This window comes from Agrobacterium sp. CMT1 (genome assembly GCF_037203725.1).
Lineage (GTDB): Bacteria > Pseudomonadota > Alphaproteobacteria > Rhizobiales > Rhizobiaceae > Agrobacterium > Agrobacterium pusense.
Genome location: NZ_JBBCAR010000016.1, coordinates 189,771 through 203,860 on the forward strand (window position 1 = coordinate 189,771; position 14,090 = coordinate 203,860).

At 58.9% G+C, this 14,090-nt stretch carries 15 protein-coding genes and 1 riboswitch; of the genes, 7 read left to right on the forward strand and 8 right to left on the reverse strand.

All coding sequences use genetic code 11. The annotated features are described in order from the left end of the window. The first annotated feature begins 3 nt into the window (after window positions 1-3). The gene (locus tag WA845_RS18995) at window positions 4-510 is read left to right on the forward strand and encodes a DUF934 domain-containing protein (RefSeq protein WP_112554395.1); all 507 of its coding nucleotides are present in this window, start codon (window positions 4-6) and stop codon (window positions 508-510) included. Between the two features lie 146 nt (window positions 511-656). Beyond that, entirely contained in the window at window positions 657-1,469 is an 813-nt protein-coding gene (locus WA845_RS19000) for a ferredoxin--NADP reductase (protein WP_004441832.1), read from the forward strand. A 58-nt stretch (window positions 1,470-1,527) separates the two neighbouring features. Here WA845_RS19000 and WA845_RS19005 read toward each other — a convergent pair whose 3' ends face one another. After that, window positions 1,528-2,814, reverse strand: a complete 1,287-nt coding sequence (locus WA845_RS19005) for an MFS transporter (RefSeq protein ID WP_112554644.1) — start codon at window positions 2,812-2,814, stop codon at window positions 1,528-1,530. A 193-nt stretch (window positions 2,815-3,007) separates the two neighbouring features. On the opposite strand from WA845_RS19005, the gene WA845_RS19010 reads away from it, so the two are divergent. Then, complete coding sequence (locus WA845_RS19010; RefSeq protein WP_112554393.1) at window positions 3,008-3,511, forward strand: hypothetical protein; 504 nt, start codon at window positions 3,008-3,010, stop codon at window positions 3,509-3,511. A gap of 28 nt (window positions 3,512-3,539) precedes the next feature. Here the strand turns inward: WA845_RS19010 and WA845_RS19015 are convergent, their stop codons facing one another. From WA845_RS19015 to WA845_RS19040, 6 genes are all read right to left on the reverse strand, one after another. Then, window positions 3,540-4,343 (reverse strand): endonuclease/exonuclease/phosphatase family protein, encoded by an 804-nt coding sequence (locus tag WA845_RS19015; protein WP_337322533.1) that lies wholly within the window; start codon window positions 4,341-4,343, stop codon window positions 3,540-3,542. Between the two features lie 164 nt (window positions 4,344-4,507). Next, the gene (locus tag WA845_RS19020) at window positions 4,508-5,065 is read right to left on the reverse strand and encodes a fasciclin domain-containing protein (RefSeq protein WP_006697440.1); all 558 of its coding nucleotides are present in this window, start codon (window positions 5,063-5,065) and stop codon (window positions 4,508-4,510) included. A gap of 247 nt (window positions 5,066-5,312) precedes the next feature. Continuing rightward, entirely contained in the window at window positions 5,313-8,177 is a 2,865-nt protein-coding gene (gene gcvP / locus WA845_RS19025; protein WP_112554391.1) for an aminomethyl-transferring glycine dehydrogenase, read from the reverse strand. Then, entirely contained in the window at window positions 8,177-8,539 is a 363-nt protein-coding gene (gene gcvH / locus WA845_RS19030; protein WP_004441817.1) for a glycine cleavage system protein GcvH, read from the reverse strand. The genes gcvP and gcvH overlap by 1 nt, the downstream gene beginning before the upstream one ends. A gap of 27 nt (window positions 8,540-8,566) precedes the next feature. Then, window positions 8,567-9,706: a glycine cleavage system aminomethyltransferase GcvT gene (gcvT, locus tag WA845_RS19035; protein ID WP_006697442.1), complete on the reverse strand. Its 1,140-nt coding sequence runs from the start codon at window positions 9,704-9,706 to the stop codon at window positions 8,567-8,569. 150 nt (window positions 9,707-9,856) lie between these two features. After that, window positions 9,857-9,944, reverse strand: a riboswitch (glycine riboswitch). Between the two features lie 167 nt (window positions 9,945-10,111). Next, entirely contained in the window at window positions 10,112-10,297 is a 186-nt protein-coding gene (locus WA845_RS19040) for a DUF3008 family protein (protein ID WP_006697443.1), read from the reverse strand. Between the two features lie 171 nt (window positions 10,298-10,468). Between WA845_RS19040 and WA845_RS19045 the strand changes: the two genes are divergently transcribed. Both WA845_RS19045 and WA845_RS19050 read left to right on the forward strand, forming a co-directional pair. Further along, entirely contained in the window at window positions 10,469-10,849 is a 381-nt protein-coding gene (locus WA845_RS19045) for a hypothetical protein (RefSeq protein ID WP_112554640.1), read from the forward strand. 89 nt (window positions 10,850-10,938) lie between these two features. Further along, a complete protein-coding gene (locus WA845_RS19050; protein ID WP_112554389.1) occupies window positions 10,939-11,913 on the forward strand; it encodes a copper chaperone PCu(A)C in 975 nt (324 codons plus the stop codon). Window positions 11,914-12,125: 212 nt separating this feature from the next. Here the strand turns inward: WA845_RS19050 and WA845_RS19055 are convergent, their stop codons facing one another. Then, complete coding sequence (locus tag WA845_RS19055) at window positions 12,126-12,455, reverse strand: hypothetical protein (RefSeq protein WP_112554387.1); 330 nt, start codon at window positions 12,453-12,455, stop codon at window positions 12,126-12,128. Window positions 12,456-12,655: 200 nt separating this feature from the next. Here WA845_RS19055 and crcB point away from each other — a divergent pair, with 200 nt between their 5' ends. Then, window positions 12,656-13,033 (forward strand): fluoride efflux transporter CrcB, encoded by a 378-nt coding sequence (gene crcB / locus WA845_RS19060; RefSeq protein WP_006697447.1) that lies wholly within the window; start codon window positions 12,656-12,658, stop codon window positions 13,031-13,033. Window positions 13,034-13,099: 66 nt separating this feature from the next. Next, entirely contained in the window at window positions 13,100-14,089 is a 990-nt protein-coding gene (locus WA845_RS19065; protein ID WP_022556167.1) for an RluA family pseudouridine synthase, read from the forward strand. Window position 14,090: the final 1 nt, after the last annotated feature.

Here is a 14,090-nt window from a genome sequence, read left to right on the forward strand (position 1 = left end):
GTCATGACGAAAATCTGGACCCGCGACGGCTTCGTGGAGAACGATCCCTGGGTGATCGAAACGGAAGAATTAAAAGCGGTGGCCGAGCAGAAGCCCGTGCTGCCGCTTGCCGATTTTCTGGTTCGTGCGGCCGAAAGCAACGATATCGGTCTCGGGGTGCTGATTGCGCCTGCCGATGATGTGACCCGGCTGGAACCTTATCTCGACCGTATCGAGCTTGTCGCGGTGAGTTTCCCGGCTTTCAATGACGGCCGTGGTTTCAGCCACGCGTCGCTGCTGCGCAGCCGCCTCGGTTTCACAGGCGAGGTGAGGGCGATTGGCGACGTGCTGATCGATCAGGTGCCGCTCATGCTGCGTACCGGCTTCACAAGCTTTGCGGTGACGAATGGTACGGCGATCCGCCGCCTGTCCGAAAATCGCCTGCCGGCAATTCCGGTCTATTACCAGCCGACGGCCAGGCCTGCGAGCGACGGCGAGGCCTATAGCTGGCGTCGGCGTGCGTCTCTGTGACACGTTGCACGGAAATATGAGTTTCTGATACATATTTCCTACGCACATGGCAGTATTGACATTCTCATGCCTTCAAACCGGAGCAGAAATGGTATAATTGCCCGGTCGGAGAATGTCGCTCATCGAATAGAATGGACGGAACCTAAATGAACGCGCCAGCCAAGACGGAAGATTTCGCGATCAAGATACCCGATGGTGTTTATGCCGAGACGGTTTTGTCGGTGGAACATTATACGGATCATCTGTTCCGTTTCCGCATGACGCGTCCGGCCGGCTTCCGTTTTCGTTCCGGCGAATTCGCCATGATCGGCCTGATGGTCGGCGACAAGCCGATCTATCGCGCCTATTCCATCGCCAGCCCCGCCTGGGACGAGGAGTTGGAATTTTTCTCGATCAAGGTCCCGGATGGCCCGCTGACCTCCCATCTTCAGGCGATAAAGCCTGGCGATACCGTTTTGATGCGCAAGAAGCCGACAGGCACGCTGGTTCTCGATGCGCTAACGCCCGGCCGACGGCTTTACATGTTCTCCACCGGCACCGGCATTGCGCCTTTCGCGAGCCTGATCCGCGATCCCGAGACCTATGAGAAGTTCGAAGAGGTCATCCTCACCCATACCTGCCGCGATGTGGCCGAACTGAAATACGGTTTCGATCTGGTCGAGGAAATCAAGAACCACGAGTTCCTCAGCGAGATTGTCGGCGACAAGCTCAAGCATTATGCCACGGTGACCCGCGAAGATTATCCTTTCCAGGGCCGCATCACCACGCTGATCGAAAACGGCAAGCTGTTTTCCGATCTCGGCGTACCAGCGCTCGATCCGGCCATTGACCGCGGCATGATCTGCGGTTCCTCGGCGATGCTCAAGGATACCAAGGAACTGCTTGAGAATGCCGGTCTTACCGAAGGCGCCAACAACAAGCCTGCCGAATTCGTGATCGAACGCGCTTTCGTCGGCTGACGGAACACGGTCTACGACATATAAGGAGGCCAGATGGCCTCCTTTTCTGTTTGCGCCGTTACTGCCTTCCGTGAGACAGGCCATCATTATTCTGTTTAGGCGCTATCTCGTTGCGATAGAGCAGGAAAAGCCCGATGGCGATTGCCGCAATGCCGCCGCCGACAAGGTGCGACAGTGAATAACCGCCCTTCGTCACCAGCCAACCTGCGACGACATTGCTGAGTGACGCGCCGATGCCTTGAACCATCATGACGCTGGCAAGACCGACATTAAAGCGGCCCGTGCCCTTCAAAATTCTCTCCACCGCAACCGGCGTGACTATTCCGAGCAGCCCCGCTCCGACACCGTCCAGAAACTGGACGGGGAAAATGACCCAGAAGTCCGTAAAGGCGGAAGCGAGAACGCCGCGGATCGGCAGTGCGACGAGCGCGATGATAAAGACGGTTGAGAGACCGAAACGTCGTATCAGCCAAGGCGCCATGGCGGCGACGAAAATCATCGCAAATTGCGCGACGCCGGTAATGATCGCAGTCGTGCGGAAGGGTGTCTGAAGTTCGATGGCGAAATCCTGCGCGATCAACCGGCCCATCGGCGCGTTGCCGAAGTGGAAGACGAGCAGGATGATGGCCAGAAAGATAAGTCCGCGTTCCTGCAGCAAGACCGCGATGCCGGATGGACCGGGTTCGCCCCTGTCTTCGCCAAGGCCGCGCGCCACCTTGTGGTCGATGCGTTCGGGGTCGATGGCCGCCGTCGCGACCAGAGCACCCGCAGCGGTCAGCAGCATCAGGCCGATGATGCCGTCCATGCCGAAGAAAGTGACGACGACATAAGTCGCGAAGAGCGATGCGAAATTGCCGCCGTGGTTCCAGAACTCGTTGCGCGAAATCTGATGGGAAAACAGGCGCTCGCCGACAAGGCCGAGCGTGAGGCCGGCAAGCGCCGGGCCGACCACGGCGCCGACGACGGCCGTCATGATCTGGCCGGTCCAGACGATCCAAACATCGGGAAAGATCAAGGTGATCAGCGCGCCGATGGTCACGAGGACGACGGGTATGGCAATCAGCGTCCTTTTCCACGTCGTTCCATCTACCAGGGCGCCACAAAGCGGCGTGGCGAGCAGACCCACGAGGCCGCCGACCGTGGCGATCATGCCCAGCGAGAGCGAAGACCAGCCCCGTGTCGCCAGAAATGCATCCAGAAACGGCCCGAGACCGTCGCGGGCGTCGGCGAGAAAGAAATTCAGTGCAGCAAGGGCAAAAAGCGTGCGATCCGAGATGCCACCACTATGCGGCAGGCCGCCGGAAGGAAGGCGGCCGTGTGGTGCCGCAACGCCTACGGTCGTCATGAAAATACTCCGAGAAATATGCAGGGAATCGAAAAATTGATCGAGGCTGGCGAGAAACATCTGTGCCCGCATTTGGTTGCATTGGCACGACATCAGCAGGGATGTTCCGATATTTTTGCCCGTTGCGGGATTAGCTGGAGGAACGTTTAACGGCATTTGTGAGTTAGGCTTCGTGGAAAAACGGATAATCGCCATGACGATCAAGGCTCTTGCAGTTTTATTTTCGGTTGGATTGCTCGCGACCCAGCCTGCTTACGCGGACGAGGGCGCTTTTCTCTCCTCGCTGAAGGGCACGTGGGCGGGAAAGGGAACCGTAATTACCCGGATCGGCACACCGCCCATTAACGTCAGCTGCACGCTGAATTCCAACGCGGGATCATCGTCACTCAACATGTCCGGCACTTGCCGCGGTCTTCTGGTGGTAAGGCGCGCGATCGCAGCCGATCTCTCGGAGAAGGGCGGGCGCTATAGCGGCGCCTATACGGGCCCTTCCGGTCGGCCGTCCGCACTATCGGGCACAAGAAAGGGAAACGCCATCAATCTAACGGTGCGATGGAACCGCGATATCAACGGCGACCGCGTTGCCGCCATGACCATCGAAAAGGTCGGTGCCAACGGCTTGCGGCTGCGCACGACCGATAAGGACGGCAGGACCGGCAAGACAGTGGTGACGAGCGACATCCAGCTGGTGCGTTGAAGAGCTTAGGCATAGCATCTCCAGTTCTTCAGCTGAATTCAAGCAGCAACGGGCAATGATCCGAGACTTCGGGCTGCCTAACGACGTCGAAATGATCAACTTTCACAGCCGGATTGACCAGCAGGTAGTCGGCATATCTGTTCTGCTTGGCGTAATGTGAGGTTCTGGTATCTGTGAAACCGCGGGTCGTGACGAGCTCGACAAGATTGAGTTCATTCAACACGGTAAAGGTTTCGCTGTCGGGCAGGACATTAAAATCGCCGCACACGATCACCCGGTCGCCATTCTCGGCAATGTTCTTGACGAGGTTCACAAGTCGATTTGCCTGCGCCAGGCGGGCGGCGGTATCGTGTTTGCCGTCGAGGTCGCGTAACCCGTGCATATGGGCAATGACAGCCGGCTGTCCGGTGGCAAAGTCGAAAACCCTGATGGCGTGACCGGTGCGTGACCGTGGATGATCGCCATATCCGTCCGCAGAAAAGGTCCCATGGACGAAGCGCTGCGCCTGGGCAACGATGGCGATGGACTTGCGAACGAATGTGGCCAGTCCCCATTGAGAAAAGTATCTAGTCGTACCGTGCCAGAGATCACCCTGCGCCGCGGGGCAGAATATCGCGACATGATCCGGCAGGGCATCGGCGACATCGCGGAGGAAATTCGCTCTCTGCGGAAGCTCGATGCCGTGATCACGATAGGTCAACCAATCCTCTTGGGCAGCGGGCGTATGCACCACTTCCTGCAGGCACAAGATATCCGGGTCGGACAGGGAGATGTAAGGGACGAGTTCGTCGTGGAGCTTTCCGCCCCAACCGTTCAGGCAGATAAGGCGCATGCACACTCCATCGCTTGATTGTGTGATCCGATTTAGCATGGAAGCGATGAAGATCAATCACACCCCATTCTTTTTCACTGCCGGGATTACGCACTTGAATGAGGAAGGCCCGAATTGCTTCGGGCCTTAGTCGTTCGAGCCCACATTGGCGCTGCGGCGCTGCCTTACATTTTCGGCAGCAGCACCTTGTCTATGACATGTATGACGCCGTTGGATTGTTTAACATCAGCGATGGTGACATGGGCGACCGTGCCATTCTCATCGGTAAGTGTGATTTTTCCCATGCTTTCTTTTGCCTTGAGCACGCAGCCGCCGACCGTCTTCACGTCGTGCTCGCCCTTGTCATCCTTGATCATTTTTTCGATGGCGGATGACAGTGCATTGGCTGCAACGACGTGGCAGGTGAGAACCTTGACCAGCTTCTGCTTGTTCTCTGGCTTCAGAAGATCGTCGACCGCGCCTTTCGGAAGGGCCGCGAAAGCCTCGTTGGTGGGTGCAAAAACCGTAAACGGTCCTTTGCCCTGAAGTGTTTCCACAAGTCCGGCAGCCTTTACCGCGGCGACGAGGGTCGTGTGGTCTTTTGAGTTCACCGCATTTTCAACGATGTTCTTGTCCTCGAACATCGCCGCGCCGCCCACCTTGGGGTTTGCGGCATAGGCCGAAACCGTGCCGATGGAAAGAGCTGCAGCCAGCGTCAGGGCGCGAACGGAAAGCTTGTACATCATTATTCCTCCTTGTGAAATCCAAGGCCCCGAAAGGTGGCTCTTCCAGCGGCCGCTATCGGTTATCCGTAGCGACACAAGAGACGGAAGCCGGTCTCGCAAAGTTTCAGGCGAGCCGGAAAAAAAGATAAATGACTGATTTAAAACATGGTCCCGGCGCGCAAACGCCGAGGGTTCGTCCTGCGACGGGACGGAAAACGAAAAAGCCCGGATCGCTCCGGGCTTTCTGTCTCGAACGAAGGACAGCTTATTCCGCCGCCTCGGCATAGGCCTCCATCGGCGGGCAGGTGCAGATGAGGTTGCGGTCGCCATAGACATTGTCGATGCGGTTGACCGGCGACCAATATTTGTCGATGCGGAATGCGCCGGGCGGGAAGCATCCCTTTTCGCGGCTATAAGGACGGTCCCATTCGCCGACGAGGTCCTCGACCGTATGGGGCGCGTTCTTGAGCGGATTGTTCGTCTTGTCCGCGCGGCCTTCCTCGATGTCGCGGGCTTCCTCGCGGATGGCCAGCATGGCATCGCAGAACCGGTCGAGTTCCGCCTTGGTCTCGGATTCCGTCGGCTCGATCATCAGCGTGCCGGCAACCGGCCAGCTCATGGTCGGCGCGTGGAAACCGCAGTCGATCAGGCGCTTGGCCACGTCATCGACAGTCACGCCGCAGCTGTCTGCCAGCGGGCGGGTGTCGATAATGCATTCATGTGCCACGCGTCCCGTTTCGGATTTGTAGAGCACGTCATAAGCACCCTTCAGCCGCTCGGCGATGTAGTTGGCGTTGAGGATCGCAACCTTGGTTGCCTGCGTCAGCCCTTCGCCGCCCATCATCAGGCAGTAGCTCCAGGAAATCGGCAGGATGGACGGCGAACCGAACGGGGCGGCAGACACCGCACCCTCGCGGCCGTCGGTCGCCGGATGGCCGGGCAGGTAAGGAGCAAGATGCGCCTTGACGCCGATCGGCCCCATGCCCGGACCACCGCCACCGTGCGGAATGCAGAAGGTCTTGTGCAGGTTAAGGTGCGAAACGTCGGAGCCGATATCGCCGGGACGGGCAAGGCCCACCATGGCGTTCATGTTCGCGCCATCAAGATACACCTGACCGCCATGCTTATGGGTGATCTCGCAGATCTCGCGAACCGTCTCCTCGAACACGCCGTGAGTGGACGGATAGGTGATCATGCAGCATGAGAGGTTTTCGGCGTACTGCTCTGCTTTTGCACGGAAATCATCAATATCGATATCACCGTTATCACGCACTTTCACCGGCACCACCTTCATGCCCACCATCTGCGCCGAGGCAGGATTGGTGCCATGCGCCGAGGTCGGAATGAGGCAGACATCGCGGTGTGTCCCGCCATTGGCGAGGTGATAATTGCGGATGGTCAAAAGCCCGGCATACTCGCCTTGCGCACCGGAATTCGGCTGCATGGAGAAGGCGTCGTAACCTGTGACCGAGCACAGCTTTTCGGATAGATCGTCGATCATCTCCTTGTAACCGAGTGCCTGATTGGCCGGTACGAAGGGATGGATGTCGGAAAATTCCGGCCAGGTGATCGGCAGCATTTCAGCTGTGGCGTTCAGCTTCATGGTGCAGGAACCGAGCGGGATCATCGAGCGGTCGAGCGCCAGATCGCGGTCCGAAAGACGGCGGATGTAGCGCGTCATCTCGCTTTCGGCACGGTTCATGTGGAAGATCGGATGCGTCATGTACTGGCTGGTACGCAGCAGCTCCTTCGGCAGGCGATAGTCCGGCGTGAAATCCGAGACCGAGAAATTGCCGCCGAAAGCGCGCCAGACGGCTTCCAGCGTTGCCGGGCGCGTACGCTCGTCAAGGCTCATGCCGATCTTGGTGGCGCCGACCTTGCGCAGGTTCACCCCTTCCGCGACGGCCGAACGCAGGATAACGCCCTGCATATGGCCGACTTCGACGGTGATCGTGTCGAAGAAGGTCTCCGGCTCGATGGTGTAACCGAGCTTTTCCAGTCCCTTGGCCATCAGCACGGCCTTCTGGTGGGTCTGCTGGGCAATCGCCTTGATGCCCTGCGGGCCATGGAAGACGCCGTACATCGAAGCCATGACTGCCAGCAGCACCTGCGCCGTGCAGATGTTGGAGGTGGCCTTCTCACGGCGAATATGCTGCTCGCGGGTCTGCAGCGACAGGCGATAGGCGCGGTTGCCGCGCGCATCGACCGAGACGCCGACGAGACGGCCCGGCATGGAGCGCTTATGCGCATCCTTGACGGCCATGTAAGCGGCATGCGGACCGCCGTAGCCGACCGGAACGCCAAAGCGCTGCGAGGTGCCGATGGCGATGTCAGCGCCCATTTCGCCGGGAGATTTCAGCAGCGTCAGGGCCAGAAGATCGGCGGCGACGGCGGCAATCGCGCCCGTCTGATGCAGGCGGGAAATCAGGCCGGAGAAATCGCTGAGATGTCCGTGCGTGCCGGGATACTGGAGGATCGCGCCAAACACGTCGACCGGATCGAGATCGGTGAAGGGGTTGCCGACAATCACCTTCCAGCCGAGCGGGGCCGCACGGGTCTCGATCAGCGCGATGGTCTGCGGATGGCAATTGGCATCCACGAAGAAGGTGGTCGCCTTGGATTTCGCGACGCGCTGGCACATGGCCATGGCTTCGGCGGCCGCAGTCGCTTCATCGAGCAGCGAGGCGTTGGCGACGTCAAGGCCGGTCAGATCGCAGACCATGGTCTGGTAGTTCAGCAGCGCCTCAAGTCGGCCCTGGCTGATTTCCGGCTGGTATGGCGTATAGGCCGTGTACCAGGCCGGGTTTTCCAGAATGTTGCGCTGGATGACCGGCGGCGTGATGGTGCCGTAATAGCCCTGACCTATCAGCGAGGTCAGGACCTGGTTCTTGTTGGCCGTCTCGCGAAGACGGTCCAGCGCCTCACGTTCGGTCAAGGCCGCACCCCAGGTGAGAGGCACTTTTTGACGGATGGAGGAGGGAACGGTGGCGTCGATGAGCGCGTCGAGGCTCTTATAGCCGACGACCTTCAGCATCTCGGCCATTTCCGACGGCGACGGCCCGATGTGACGCCGGTTGGCGAAGTCATAGGGCTGATAGTCGGTGAAATGGAATTCGGTGGGCGTCGTCATTACGCGATCAGCTCCTTGTAGGCTGCCTCGTCGAGCAGCGTATCGGCATCTGCAACGTTGGAAAGCTTGAGCTTGAAGAACCAGCCGGCACCTTGAGGATCGGAATTGACCAGCGAGGGGTCGTCGACGATGGCCTGGTTGATCTCGACCACTTCGCCATCCAGCGGACAATAGACATCGGAAGCCGCCTTGACGGATTCAACGGTTGCGGCTTCTCCATCCTTGGAGAAGGTGGCACCCACTTCCGGCAATTCGACGAAAACGAGATCGCCGAGCTGTTCAGCGGCGTGGCTGGTAATGCCAACGGTGGCGACATCGCCTTCGAACTTCAGCCATTCGTGTTCTGCAGTAAATTTCAGCATCGTGTTCTCTCCGGAGATGGGATGAAATTATCGTTTGTAGGTGGGCTTGATGAAGGGCAGGGCGGCGACGGTGACGGGCAGATATTTGCCGCGCACTTCCGCGAAGATCGCAGTGCCGGGAGCGGCGTAAGAAACAGGCACGTAACCCATGGCGACGGGGCCTTCGACCGAAGGACCGAAACCACCCGAGGTGACTTCGCCGATTTCCGTCTTGCCTTCAGCATCCGCAAAAAGCTTCGAATGGCCACGAACCGGTGCCTTGCCCTCGGGCTTCAGGCCGACGCGGCGGCGCGATGTACCGTCCTTCAGTTCACCAAGAATGCGTTCCGCGCCCGGGAAACCGCCTTCGCGATCACCGCCGGCACGGCGCGCCTTCTGGATCGCCCATTCCAGCGATGCTTCGATGGGGGAGGTCGTGGTGTCGATGTCATTACCGTAAAGGCAAAGGCCTGCTTCCAGGCGCAGGCTGTCACGCGCGCCAAGTCCGATGGCTTCGCAATCGGGATGTTCGAGCAAGGCCCTGGCGATCTCTTCTGCCTTGTCTGCCGGCACGGAAATTTCAAAGCCGTCTTCACCGGAGTAACCGGAGCGGGAGACGATGCAGGCAACATCGTGCAGCGGCACCTCCTGCACGTCCATGAATTTCATCTCGGAAACGCCCGTCCAGAGTTCGGCCAGTACCTCCTCGGCGCGGGGGCCCTGCAGCGCGATCAAGGCGCGGTCCTCGAGAAGGGTGATTTCGCAGCTGTCTGAAAGATGCGCCTTCATATGGGCGACGTCGGCATCCTTGCAGGCCGCGTTGACGACGACGAAAAGGTGATCGCCGCGATTGGTGATCATCAGATCATCAAGAATGCAGCCCTTGTCGTCGGTGAAGAAACCGTAGCGCTGGCGGCCTTCCTTGAGGCCGAGAATATCCACCGGCACCAGCTTTTCCAGTGCCTGTGCGGCATCGGCGTTGTTGCCGGACTTTGCCTTCACAATCACCTGCCCCATATGGGAGACGTCAAAGAGGCCGGCTGAGGTGCGGGTTTGAAGATGCTCCTTCAAAACGCCGGCCGGATATTGCACGGGCATGTCGTAACCGGCGAATGGCACCATGCGGGCGCCAAGCGATAAGTGCAGGGAATGAAGCGGCGTGGTTTTCAGCGCGGCGGTATCGTCCAAGGACGCCTCCAGGGTTGCGCGAGCAATCGCGCGGGCTCAGGTCGTGGCGCAGATGCGCCGGTTCAAGAGCCCCCTCTGTCCTTGTCGCCTGAGATTGTTATCCCTTCGGCGAGCCGTCCTTATGAAAGGTGGCTTCTCTCCAGAGTTCCGTCGTCATCGCTGGTCCTTTTGCCTGAGAGTTTCCGGGGCGGTTGCTCCTTCGGCACCGCATTGAAGCGGTTTCTCCCAACGATGATGCGACGCTCATTATCTTCGAAGACCCGCTATTGGCAAGGACCAAATGACGCATCTGAACAGATTCTTGCTCCATCTGCGCCATCATCCTTCATCTCTTTCGCAACGACGTTGCGATATTGTCATTCCGTCATCATTCCCGCGAATGGGAATGGCGGTGGAAAGACGCCGTCATTCCGATTTTTTTGCCGGCAAACCCTTGCGTTTCGTTGAGGCAAAATCCTCAAGTTCCTTTTCCGTCATGGACTTCTCCATGCTTTTTGAAGCACCTTTTAAACTGGATTTCTTCGTTTCGCCCCTTTTGGCGGCGAGTGCTGCACCCGCGGCTTTCTGCTGGGCTTTCGATTTGGCAGGCATGTCATGTCTCCCTTGAACGATCCGTGTTGCAGGAAAATGCCGCCTTGCGGCGATTGTTCCTCATACACGTCAAGCCTGCGGCAAAATTCCCCTTTGAAATCGAAGGGAAGCGCGATATCGCATGAGATCATGGGCGCACATCGAAAAAGACGGCTGACAGGGATCGAGAAAATGCTTCGCATTTTCTGTGCAATCCTGATGCTGTCGCTCGGTTTTGCCCACAGGCCGGCGCTTGCCGCAGCCCCCGCAGTCGCGCTCGATGAGAGCTACCGGCTGCCTGACGGCACCTTTGCGGAGATCTGCCTCGGCCATGGCGGCGGGGTGAATGCCTCGCATGCCAAGGAGGGGCCCGCCCATTCGGGCGACGCGATCCTGTTTTGCGAGGCCTGCCTGCTGGCCTCGTCCATTCTTCTGCCGGTCCCCGACAAGGAAAGCTGGCTGAAGACCGAATTTACCTGGCTTGAGAACCGCCTGTCCACCGATTGGCGTTTCCACCCAGTCCCGACGATCCGCAAACCGGTCGCACGCGGCCCGCCAGCCTTGTCCGCCTGATTTTTCATCTTACAGGATCATCGCCGCCGAACCGGTGGCAAGAAACGGCTGCTTGAACCCGATGGGCTGGCAGTCGCAGGGACAGACAAATGAAAACCACCAAGATCATCACATCGACCCTTTTTATCGCCGCGGTTTCCACCGCGCAGGCTTTTGCTCACGCCACCTTTGTTGACGGCTCGGCCGAACAGGAAAGCACTGTCGTCGCCGCTCTTCAGGTGCCGCACGGTTGCGAAGGCGGGCTTGCCACGACGGAAGTGCAGATCAAGCTGCCGGAGGGCTTCATTTCCGCCAAGCCGCAGCCGAAGGCCGGCTGGGAGCTGGAGGTCATCAAGGGCGATTACCGGAAGGCCTATAAAAATCACGGCAAGGAGATCAAAAGCGGGCCAGTCGAAATTCGCTGGAAGGGCGGCAATCTGCCGGACGAATTCTACGATACCTTTGCCGTGCAGGGGAAGGTTTCGAGCGTCGAGGTGGGGCAGGAACTACCCTTCAAGGTGACACAGCTTTGCGGCGACGAGGGCAAGGTTTCCTGGGATGAAGTGGCTGCAGCCGGTGTCGATCCCCACTCGCTGAAAAATCCCGCGCCGACCATCAAGGTCACCGCCAAAGCCCATGCGGGCGGCCATGATCACGCAGGCATGAGCATGGATATGGATGTCGTGAAGGCTGGCAATCTCGAAGTGTCTGGCGGCGCGACGAAGGCCATGTTGCCGGGCCAGCCCGTCGGTGGCGGTTATGTGACGATCAAGAATGGCGGCGATAGCGACGACAAGCTGATCGGTGTCGAATCGTCTGCCGCCGGACGCGCTGAAATCCATGAAATGGCCATGGTCAATGACGTGATGAAGATGCGCAAGCTGGACGAGGGCATCGTCATTCCCGCCGGTCAGACCGTGGAATTGAAACCCGGCGGCCTGCACATGATGTTCTTCGACGTGAAGAAGCCCTTTGCCGAAGGAGACAAAGTGCCGGTAACGCTGATCTTCGAAAAAGCCGGGAAGGTCGACGTCATACTGTCTGCGGGAGCTGCCAAGGGCGGCGGCGACCATCAACATAATTGACCAATGAAAAGCGGCTACCGGAACGCGTGACAGGTCCGGTAGCCGCAAGATTTCTCATTTGTCCGGTCTATTGTTTCGGCGCCGCGGCGGAAAACGGATGACGCTCGCTTTTGGTGATTTCCGGAAGCCGGGTGTAGATGTCTAGAAACTCAACCTGACACCAAGCTGAATGCCACTCCCACAACGACAGGATTGACATCTAACAAGCGACATCAGGACGTCTGTCTATCGTCTTGATTCAAAATAATATCATCTGCTTTTTTGGGGAGGTTGTTTTCCTCGTATGCCTCCACGGCCTGCTCAAGCGTCGCCTGCGGTTCCTGATGCTGGCTGGCGACGGTCAGGAAATAGAGGGTGAGGGCTGGTGGCTTGATCACAGTCATCATGCCGCGAAGCTGGAAGTCGTCGCTGTTCTCGGCCTTGCGCGCTAGTTCGTGAATGGCCTCTTCGACCTCGCTCCGGCGCGGTACGCGCTGTGACGGTTTTACAGCCTCCAGCGCATAGGCTGCCGTGTTCGCAGAAACGGAAAGAACCTGTGTCATTCAACCTCCGGCCATCGTTGCCGACCTTCAAAAACCGCAGGTTAGCATCTGCGTGTTGTTGGAAGGCTAAATCGCGGAGGCGCAATTTAATCGTATTTTAACAGCTGGCAGTGCCCGGCCAAGGGTTTCGCAGGCGGTTTACGTGGTCTAAAAATCTAAGCGGACCGTGAGGTCCGGCCGTTCCCTCCGGAGATAAATGCATGATCAATATAGTCCTCGTCGCAGCGGGCGGCGCAATCGGTTCCGTCTTCCGTTATCTGGTCGGCGTCTGGAGCGTCCGGCTGGCGGGGGTGAATTTCCCCTGGGGAACGCTTACGGTCAACGTGGTGGGTTCTTTCCTGATCGGTCTCCTGGTGGAGCTCGTGGCGCGACGGCTGAATGCCTCGATGGAAATGCGGCTTTTTCTCGTGACCGGCGTGCTCGGCGGTTTCACGACGTTTTCATCTTTTTCGCTCGATGCTGTCTCGCTTTTTGAACGCGGCGCGCTCGGCCTTTCTGCCGTTTACGTTCTTGCGAGCCTTTCGGTTTCCATCGCTGCGGTTTTCGCCGGGCTGGCCTTGGGCCGCAACTTGTTCTAAAGGCTTGATCCAAACGGCGCGCCGAAGAAACGGCTGCGCGATCAGGACAGAGAGACTGGAAAATTTATGGCAGGTATCGAGCATATCAAGGTCGAGGCCGACGAGGCCGGTATGCGCCTCGATCGCTGGTTCAAGATTCACTATCCGGGGCTTGGGTTCGGCCAGTTGCAGAAGCTGCTGCGATCCGGCCAGGTGCGTGTGGATGGCGGCCGGGTGAAGACGGACGCGCGGGTGCAGCCGGGACAGATGGTGCGCGTGCCGCCGGTCGATTCCGATATGAAGACCAAAAGCGGTCCGATCGGCTCGAAGGACCTCAAACATTCCGCCGATGGCGAGCTGTTGGCACGAATGCTGCTGCATGAAGACGACAAGGTGTTCGTTTTCAATAAGCCTGCTGGCATCGCCGTTCAGGGCGGCTCGGGGGTGACCCGGCACATTGACGGCTTGCTGGAAGCCTGGACCAACCAGAAGGGCGAAAAGCCGCGTCTCGTGCACCGGCTGGACCGTGATACGTCGGGTGTGCTGGTGGTTGCCCGTACCAGAGGTGCCGCGCAAAAACTGACCGCCGCCTTCCGCGAACGCGACACCAAGAAAACCTATTGGGCGCTCGTCAAAGGCGTGCCGCGCAAGCACCAGGACAAGATTTCCACGTGGCTGGTCAAGGAACAGACGATCGACGGAGACCGCATGCGCATCGCCAAGCATGGCGAGGAGGGCGCCGATCACGCCGTGTCCTATTACCGCGTCATCGATACCGCCGCGCAGAACCTCGCCTGGCTGGAAATGGAGCCCTATACCGGCCGCACCCATCAGCTTCGCGTGCACGCGCTGCATATGGGGCACCCGATCATCGGCGATCCCAAATATTACATCGACGATCCAAACTGGGATTTTCCGGGCGGCATCCAGAAGCGCCTGCATCTGCATGCGCGCCATATCGACATTCCGCATCCGAATGGCGGCCGGCTTCGGGTCAGCGCACCCCTGCCGCCGCATATGGTACAGACCTGGAACCTGCTCGGTCTCGACGTGGCCGATGGCGATAGGGAAGACTGAC

Coding starts and splice junctions, on each gene's coding strand:
- WA845_RS18995 (WP_112554395.1), top strand. CDS start 4: ATGACGAAAATCTGGACCCGCGACGGCTTCGTGGAGAACGATCCCTGG.
- WA845_RS19000 (WP_004441832.1), top strand. CDS start 657: ATGAACGCGCCAGCCAAGACGGAAGATTTCGCGATCAAGATACCCGAT.
- WA845_RS19005 (WP_112554644.1), bottom strand. CDS start 2,814: ATGACGACCGTAGGCGTTGCGGCACCACACGGCCGCCTTCCTTCCGGC.
- WA845_RS19010 (WP_112554393.1), top strand. CDS start 3,008: ATGACGATCAAGGCTCTTGCAGTTTTATTTTCGGTTGGATTGCTCGCG.
- WA845_RS19015 (WP_337322533.1), bottom strand. CDS start 4,343: ATGCGCCTTATCTGCCTGAACGGTTGGGGCGGAAAGCTCCACGACGAA.
- WA845_RS19020 (WP_006697440.1), bottom strand. CDS start 5,065: ATGTACAAGCTTTCCGTTCGCGCCCTGACGCTGGCTGCAGCTCTTTCC.
- gcvP (WP_112554391.1), bottom strand. CDS start 8,177: ATGACGACGCCCACCGAATTCCATTTCACCGACTATCAGCCCTATGAC.
- gcvH (WP_004441817.1), bottom strand. CDS start 8,539: ATGCTGAAATTTACTGCAGAACACGAATGGCTGAAGTTCGAAGGCGAT.
- WA845_RS19040 (WP_006697443.1), bottom strand. CDS start 10,297: ATGCCTGCCAAATCGAAAGCCCAGCAGAAAGCCGCGGGTGCAGCACTC.
- WA845_RS19045 (WP_112554640.1), top strand. CDS start 10,469: ATGCTTCGCATTTTCTGTGCAATCCTGATGCTGTCGCTCGGTTTTGCC.
- WA845_RS19050 (WP_112554389.1), top strand. CDS start 10,939: ATGAAAACCACCAAGATCATCACATCGACCCTTTTTATCGCCGCGGTT.
- WA845_RS19055 (WP_112554387.1), bottom strand. CDS start 12,455: ATGACACAGGTTCTTTCCGTTTCTGCGAACACGGCAGCCTATGCGCTG.
- crcB (WP_006697447.1), top strand. CDS start 12,656: ATGATCAATATAGTCCTCGTCGCAGCGGGCGGCGCAATCGGTTCCGTC.
- WA845_RS19065 (WP_022556167.1), top strand. CDS start 13,100: ATGGCAGGTATCGAGCATATCAAGGTCGAGGCCGACGAGGCCGGTATG.